This is a genomic window from Streptomyces mesophilus, assembly GCF_040300965.1.
Taxonomy (GTDB): Bacteria; Actinomycetota; Actinomycetes; order Streptomycetales; family Streptomycetaceae; genus Streptomyces; species Streptomyces mesophilus_A.
Genome location: NZ_JBEPEW010000116.1, coordinates 20420 through 27453 on the forward strand (window position 1 = coordinate 20420; position 7034 = coordinate 27453).

Sequence of the window (7034 nt, forward strand, 5' to 3'; positions counted from 1 at the left end):
CGGAGCCTCAATCCTGACATAGGTGCACGTGAGTCACGAGGGCCGCCCTCCCTGGTCCGCCGCTTCGTGCATGAGCTGTTACGCGGCTGCGTACGGGAGCAGTCGGGCGGCTCCGTACGAGGCTCGGGACGGCTCCGAACGAAGCCCGGGGACGGTTCCGTACGAAGCCCGGGGACGGTTGCGTACGAGGCCCGGGGACGGTTTCGAACGAGACCCGTGAGCCGACTTCGCACAAACCCGTTACTGCGCCGGAGATGCGGGTAGGCGCGCAGCGACCTGCGCCCCTGGGAGGACCGATGGTCGAGACCGGTAGAGATCTACGGCTGGCCGGTGTTCTCGTCGCCGCGGCCGACACCCTGGGCGATCCCTTCAGTCTGCCCACGTATCTGAGCCGCTTCGCCGACGACTGCGTGGAGGTGCTCGGCGCGGACGCGGCCGGCATCCTGCTGGTCGGAGCGGACGCCGGCATCTCCATCGTCACCAGCAAGGACCCGGACGGCCGGGTGCGCGGACTCCTCGAGATCCAGCACCAGGGCGGCCCCTGCCTCGACGCCTGCGCCTCGGGCGAACCGGTGCCGCCGGTGCGGCTCGCCGGGCCCGAAGCCGCCGAGCAGTGGCCGCAGTTGACGGCGCGGGCCCTGCGCGCCGGGATGACCGTGACGTGTGCGGTGCCGCTGCGCAGGGGCGACACCTTGATCGGCGCGCTGAACCTGTTCTCCAACGGGCGGCCGGAGCACCAGCACATCCACCTGGAGCTGGCCCAGCTGCTCGCGGACGCGGCGGCCATCGGCCTGGTGCACCGGCGGCTGCACGAGGACTGCACCTCCCTCACCCGGCAGCTGCAGTCGGCGCTGTCGAGCCGGGTCAGGATCGAGCAGGCCAAGGGGCTGCTCGCCGAGCGCTGGGGCGTCAAGGTGGACGCGGCCTTCACCTCGCTGCGCGCGTACGCCCGGCGGGTACGCCGGCCGATCGACTCGGTCGCCCAGGAGTTGCTCGACGGGCAGCTGGACGATGCGGCGCTGGAAGCGGACCGTCCGCACACCTGGTGAGGGAGGGCGGAATCGGGGCGGGCGCCGCCGTCGGGGCCGTCCGCCCGAGCCATGCGTCCGGACAAACGCCCCGGTCACCGGACGAACTGCCCTGCATTCCGGTCGAGTTGGCGACAACCGACTCTGGGCGAGCCAGGTCTTCCGTTCTAAAGTGAGGGCAACGGCCCCAGCCCCCGGCCGTCGTGGACGACCCCCTGTGCCGGAGTCCCCGGGTCCGGGCGGCCGCCACAGCCGCGCCCTGTCATGGAGCGGCTGCCTCCGCTTGTGACGACTTCAGCGACTGGTCTTCCCGAACCTCCCGTGCCGGCGCCGGGTTTCTCCCGCAGCCCGAGCGCGCACGGTCGAGGACCGGCCCGGCCGGCGGCTCCGGGGGGAGCGGGCCACCGGCCGGGTCGGGTGCGCCCGGGGCCGCCCGGCGCGAGGGCGGCGTACGGAGGCGCGGTTGACAGCCGTCCCCCCGAGTTGGGACTCTCCGGACGACAAGTCCATACATCGAGGCGACGGTTGACAGGAACCCGGTGCGAATCCGGGACGGTCCCGCCACTGTGACCGCGTACGAGCTCCGAGCGGAGCATGCGTACACGGAAGTCAGGAACTGACCCGTCGTCCTCCTGCCTTGGGGCGTGGAAACCCCGGAAGGAGACCCACCCGGATGTCACTGCACTCGGCACAGCACCCGAGCACGACGGCTGCCCAGGACGCGACCACCAGGACCCGTGACTGGATGATCGCCTCGGCCGCCGCGATCGTGGCGATCATCGCCCTGTACGCGGTGTTCTTCGACAACGGCACGCTGATCTCGGCGACCGGCGACTACCTGCACGAGTTCGCACACGACGGACGGCACCTCTTCGGCGCCCCCTGCCACTGATCGGGGCTCCCGCCGAAATGTCGACTCCTGTACTCCCTCTGCTCGGGCGCGGGCTTGCGGCGGGAGGAGCGGCGGGCCTCGCGGCCGGCCTCTTCTCCCTGCTGCTCGCCGAACCCCTGATGGACCGTGCGATACGTCTCGAGGAGGCGCGCTCCCATGAGCACGCCGAAACGGGCGCCGCAGCCGTCCAGCATCACGAGGAGCTCTTCACGCGCTCCACGCAGCACTTCGGCCTGGTCGTCACCTCGGTGGTGTTCGGTCTGGCCCTCGGTGTCCTCTTCGCGATCGCCTACGCCCTCGTGCACCGCCGCGATCCGGACGCCTCCCCCTGGCCGCGCGCGCTGCTGTTCTCGGGCGCGGCCTTCCTCGCGGTCTCCCTCCTGCCGGCCCTGCGCTACCCGGCCAACCCGCCGGGCGTGGGCGACTCGTCCACAGTGGCGAACCGCCAGGCCCTGTGGCTGGCTGCCGTCGTCATCGGCCTGCTCGGCATGTTCCTGGTCTGGCAGGTGTACGTACGGCTCGCGGGCCGCAGCGTTCCGGTACGGCAGGTCGCGGCGGCCGTGACGGGCGTCGCGGTGCTCGCGGTCCTGTTCGCGCTGCCCGGGAACCCGGACGAAGTCCCCGTATCCGCAACGCTGTTGTGGGACTTCCGCGTCCTGTCGATCGCCTCGCACGCCCTGCTCTGGGCGGTGTTCGGGGCGGTCTTCGGTGCGCTCGGGCTGCGGGCGTTCAGCCGGGCGGCGGCACCTGCGGGGGCCGTGCCGGTGAGCTGACCTGTGCCGTGGCTCCGGCCTTGCGGGGGCTCTGACCTGACCGGTCAGGGCCCCTTGCCCGTCAGGAACGCGGAGGCCACGACATTCGACGAGTACGTCTTCGTCGCCCGGTCGAAGGTGCCGCCGCACGTGATGAGCCGCAGTTCGGCCCGGTCGTCGTGGCGCACCCCGTACGCCTTGTGCGGGTCGAAACCGGACCGGTCGTAGACCGCGACCTCCTCGACGGTGAACTCGGCGACCGTGCCGTCCGCCCTGGTCACGCGGACCTTCTCGCCGGGCTTGAGGGTGCTGAGGTTGTAGAACACGGCGGGCCGCGACTCGGTGTCCACATGTCCGACGAACAGCGCCGTGCCCTTCGCGCCCGGCTTCACCCCGCCCCCGTACCAGCCGACGACACCGGCCTGGTCGTACGGCGGCGGTGCGATCGCGCCCTCGCTGTCGAGGCCGCGTTTGATCACGGGGGCCTGGACCCCTATCGACGGAATGTCCACACGGTGCGGGCCCGCATCGGGCAACGGCTTGATCGCGGGCGGGAGTTCGGCGGCGAGCAGCGGACGGCCGACGGCGGCGACATCGCCGTTCGTGGTGGACGGGCCGTCGGGGACGCCGGCGATCTCACGGCCCCACAGCCACAGGCCCACGAGCAGAACGGCCCAGGCGATGCCCGTGAGCAGCCGCCCGCTCCCGGCAGAACGGTCGCGCGCCATGGGGTTATGCGCCGCCCCGTCGCCTGCGCACGAGGCGCCCGGCGACGGCGAGGCCCGCGGCGCCCGCGAGCAGCAGCCCGATCAGGGCGTGCCGCCAGCCCGGGCCCGTGCTCGGCTCCTCGGCGCTGAGGGAGGCCGTACCGCCGCCGCCCGCGCGGATCGGGGCGGTGGGGCTGGGCGTGGCCTGGCTGACGACGGTGACGGTGCCCTTGGCCTTGCCGTCCTCGCCGTCACATGTGACGGAGACGTCGTACGTGCCCGGGGTCGCCGTCGACCGGATCATCGCCTCGCCGCTCATCGGATAGCCGGCGCCGTCACGCCCGGTGAGGGCTCCGTCGGCGACGAACACCTGCGATTTGGCCGCCCCGGTCGTCCCGTCACACCCCGTGACGCTCAGCTCGACCTGAGCGCCCGGCGTGACGGTACCGGGGGTGACTTTGACCGTGCCGTCGGCTGCGTGGGCAGGTGCGGTGAGCGCGAGAGCGGCGACGGTGGCGCACAGAGTGAGCCTGACCCGGGGTGAGGGCATGGTGGACCTCCTGCGTCGAGCCTCGCGCTCGAAGGTCCCGGGTGCATGCGGGTGTGGGCCGTATGGGTGGCACACCACCCGCCGGCCGGCGCTCAGACCAGATCCACCAGGTCCGCGATCGAGTCCACGATGTGCGAGGGCCGGAACGGGTACTTCTCGACCTCTTCCGGGGTGGTGAGGCCCGTGAGGACCAGGTACGTGATCATCCCGGCCTCGAGGCCCGCGAGGACGTCCGTGTCCATCCGGTCGCCGATCATCGCGCTGGTCTCGGAGTGCGCGCCGATCGCGTTCAGACCCGTCCGCATCATCAGCGGGTTGGGCTTGCCCGCGAAGTACGGCTCCTTGCCGGTGGCCTTCGTGATCAGGGCCGCGACCGCGCCCGTCGCCGGGAGCGGGCCTTCGAGGGAGGGTCCGGTCTCGTCGGGGTTGGTGCAGATGAAGCGGGCGCCGTTGTTGATCAGACGGACGGCCTTCGTCATGGCTTCGAAGGAGTACGTACGGGTCTCACCGAGCACCACGTAGTCCGGGTCCGCGTCGGTCAGGACGTAGCCGATGTCGTGCAGCGCCGTGGTCAGACCGGCCTCACCGATCACGTACGCCGTGCCGTTGGGCCGCTGGTCGTCGAGGAACTTGGCGGTCGCGAGCGCCGAGGTCCAGATGTTCTCGACGGGGATGTCCAGACCCATGCGCTTGAGCCGGGCGTGCAGATCACGGGCCGTGTAGATCGAGTTGTTCGTCAGGACCAGGAACGGCTTTCCGGACTCGCGCAGGCGCTTGAGGAAGGCATCGGCGCCCGGGATCGGCACACCCTCGTGGATGAGGACTCCGTCCATGTCGGTGAGCCAGGATTCGATCGGCTTGCGCTCTGCCACGGGACTGATCTCCGCTTCTCGGCCGGTTACAGCTGTCCGGAAAGATGTCCGAACACCGTCAGCCTAACGGGACGGGCCTGGTGGGGCCCGTCCCGTCCCAGCTCATGGACGTCAGCTGAGCGTCACGTCGTCCACGGCCCAGAACCAGTTGTTCGTGCCCGTGTACCGGAAACGGATCTGAACGTCCGAGACGCCCGAGGGCACCTGGAGCCGGAGGCTCTGCGCCTGGGCCGTCGCGTCGGCCGTGAAGGACTTCACCGGCTGCGGCGCCCCGCCCCCGTACGAGACGAGGATCTGAGCCGTCTGGCCGGCCTCGTGCCGGTAGTGGGTCTGGAAGCGCAGGGTGCGGGTGGTGCCGCCCTGCACCTGCCACTTCGGGCTGACGAGCGTGGAGTCGAACTTTCCGCTGTTGGTCTTGTCGTCCCATTCGTCGGAGTCGGCGACCGCGAAGACGTCACGGCCGCGGACGTTCAGCTCGCGCCACTGGTCGCGCTGCGCCTGCGTCCAGAACTCGTCGGTGGTGAAGGACCAGCCCCGCCACTCGGTGACGCCGCCGGTGCCCATCGCCGAGTTGTCCACGGACCAGCCGCTGGGCGCGGTGTGCGTGTAGCCCTTCACGCCGGCCGGGATGCCGGTCTCGTCCGTACGGGCCGCCAGGGATCCCCGTACGGTGTCGAAGGCGTCGTTGTCCGGGGAGTCCAGCGGTACGCCGTCCAGACCCGCGGTGGAGACGCCGACCTGCTTCAGGGCGGTCGCGGCGACGTCGACGAGGCGTACGTCATGACGGACCGAACCCGCCTGGATCCCGGCGCCCTTGGCGATGACGAAGGTGCCGCGCTCCTTGATGTCGGAGCCGCCGTGGCCGCCGCCGTCCTTGTGACCGTGGTCGGTGGTGACCAGGATCTTCCAGTTCTCCTGGGCGTAGGTGGCGCGCGAGGTCACGGCGTTGAGGACCGTGCCGATGTGCCGGTCGCTGCGGGCGACCGCGTCGAGGTACGCCTGGCTGCCGGGACCGGAGTTGTGGCCGGCGATGTCGATCTCGCCGAAGTAGACGAAGGCCGCGTCCGGGTTGCCGTTCCTCAGCTCGTCGGCGGCGCCCGCGGCGATCTTCGGGTCCTCGACGCCGTACCCGTTGGCGTCGCCCTTGAGGCCGAGGCGCTTGTCGACGGCGGGCGAGAAGATCGGGCCGCCCGCGTCCGATGAGGCGATGGGTTCCCAGTCGGCGGCCGCGTAGGTGTTGAGCGAGGGGTTCGCCTTCTCGGCACGGGTCAGGAAGTCGGGGTACGTGCCGAACTGCTTGCCCGCGAAGGAGTTGTCCTTCACACCGTGCTTGTCGGGCCAGACACCGGTGGCGATGGTCGACCAGCCGGGTCCCGAGGACGTGGCGGCCATCGGCGAGCTGTAAAGGGTGCTGCTCGCGGTGAGGCCCTCGGACATGAGCCGCTTGAGGTTGGGGGCGTTCGCGGCCTTGATGCGGTCGAGGTTGGCGCCGTCGAGGCCGATCACGAGGACCTTGTCCTTGATGGCGTCCGGTGCGGCGGTCGCGGCGCCGGTGGAGAGCTGGATCGTGCCGGCGAGCAGAGCCGTGGCCGTGAGGGCGACCGCTGCGGTGCGGCGGCTGCGTCTGTTGCGGACGATGAGCACGTACTCCTCCTATGTGGGGGCAGAGTTGAGTCGCCGAGGATCCTCGGCGGCCCGGATGGACGTGCGGTGACCGGTGTACGACGTCCGGTCGCAGAACGGAAGATCAGCTCCCGGGGGCGGCGGCCCTGTGCGGCCGCACCGCCTGACGCGGCGCTCCCGCTCCGTGGGCACCCGCTCCGTGGGCTCCCGCTCCGTGGGCGCCCGCGAACGCGGCGTCGAGGGTGCCCAAGTCGTAGTCGCCGCCGACCAGTTCGGCGAAGGGGTACGCCGCGTGGTGGGCGGTGAGGAAGTCCACGGCTCGCTGGAGGTCGGCGGGACGATAGTTGTGCACCCCGGTGATCCGGTGCAGTCCGCGGACCAGTCGCTCGGGGTCGAGCGGGACCGCGGGCCCGGGGAACACGGAGCCGGCGAGGACCGCGGTACCGCCGGTCGTCAGGGCGTCCAGACAGGTGCGTACGGCGTCGGGGTGGCCCGACAGCTCGAAGGCGACGTCGGCCTCCGCTGCCGTCGCGGCTGTTTCCCGAGCCCCGAAGCGCAGGGCCTGCGCTCGGCGCTTCGGGTCCGGGTCCGACGCGATCACCTCGGCGCC

Annotated in this window: 8 protein-coding genes and 1 riboswitch; of the genes, 3 read left to right on the plus strand and 5 right to left on the minus strand. The window is 71.2% G+C overall.

Annotated elements, in window-relative coordinates; genetic code table 11:
* Window positions 1-296 precede the first annotated feature (296 nt).
* From ABT367_RS30810 to ABT367_RS30820, 3 genes are all read left to right on the plus strand, one after another.
* On the plus strand, window positions 297-1049 hold the full coding sequence (locus ABT367_RS30810; protein ID WP_352256550.1) for a GAF and ANTAR domain-containing protein: 753 nt from the start codon (window positions 297-299) through the stop codon (window positions 1047-1049).
* Between the two features lie 464 nt (window positions 1050-1513).
* A riboswitch (cobalamin riboswitch) is annotated at window positions 1514-1667 on the plus strand.
* A gap of 34 nt (window positions 1668-1701) precedes the next feature.
* A complete protein-coding gene (locus ABT367_RS30815) occupies window positions 1702-1920 on the plus strand; it encodes a CbtB domain-containing protein (RefSeq protein WP_352256551.1) in 219 nt (72 codons plus the stop codon).
* Between the two features lie 17 nt (window positions 1921-1937).
* Entirely contained in the window at window positions 1938-2693 is a 756-nt protein-coding gene (locus ABT367_RS30820; protein WP_352256552.1) for a CbtA family protein, read from the plus strand.
* A gap of 44 nt (window positions 2694-2737) precedes the next feature.
* Here the strand turns inward: ABT367_RS30820 and ABT367_RS30825 are convergent, their stop codons facing one another.
* The 5 genes from ABT367_RS30825 to ABT367_RS30845 all read right to left on the minus strand — a co-directional run.
* A complete protein-coding gene (locus ABT367_RS30825) occupies window positions 2738-3400 on the minus strand; it encodes a class F sortase (protein WP_352256553.1) in 663 nt (220 codons plus the stop codon).
* A 4-nt stretch (window positions 3401-3404) separates the two neighbouring features.
* Complete coding sequence (locus tag ABT367_RS30830; protein WP_352256554.1) at window positions 3405-3929, minus strand: hypothetical protein; 525 nt, start codon at window positions 3927-3929, stop codon at window positions 3405-3407.
* Window positions 3930-4021: 92 nt separating this feature from the next.
* Window positions 4022-4801, minus strand: coding sequence for an HAD-IIA family hydrolase (locus tag ABT367_RS30835; protein ID WP_165334754.1), 780 nt, complete (start codon window positions 4799-4801; stop codon window positions 4022-4024).
* A 111-nt stretch (window positions 4802-4912) separates the two neighbouring features.
* Window positions 4913-6445, minus strand: a complete 1533-nt coding sequence (locus ABT367_RS30840) for an alkaline phosphatase family protein (protein ID WP_352256555.1) — start codon at window positions 6443-6445, stop codon at window positions 4913-4915.
* A gap of 103 nt (window positions 6446-6548) precedes the next feature.
* Window positions 6549-7034: zinc-binding dehydrogenase (locus ABT367_RS30845; protein WP_352256556.1), on the minus strand; the 486-nt coding region annotated here is incomplete at its 5' end.

What these genes read in the sequence shown, in the direction of transcription:
- ABT367_RS30820 (WP_352256552.1), top strand. Translation starts at nt 1,938, where the DNA reads ATGTCGACTCCTGTACTCCCTCTGCTCGGGCGCGGGCTTGCGGCGGGA.
- ABT367_RS30810 (WP_352256550.1), top strand. Translation starts at nt 297, where the DNA reads ATGGTCGAGACCGGTAGAGATCTACGGCTGGCCGGTGTTCTCGTCGCC.
- ABT367_RS30825 (WP_352256553.1), bottom strand. Translation starts at nt 3,400, where the DNA reads ATGGCGCGCGACCGTTCTGCCGGGAGCGGGCGGCTGCTCACGGGCATC.
- ABT367_RS30815 (WP_352256551.1), top strand. Translation starts at nt 1,702, where the DNA reads ATGTCACTGCACTCGGCACAGCACCCGAGCACGACGGCTGCCCAGGAC.
- ABT367_RS30830 (WP_352256554.1), bottom strand. Translation starts at nt 3,929, where the DNA reads ATGCCCTCACCCCGGGTCAGGCTCACTCTGTGCGCCACCGTCGCCGCT.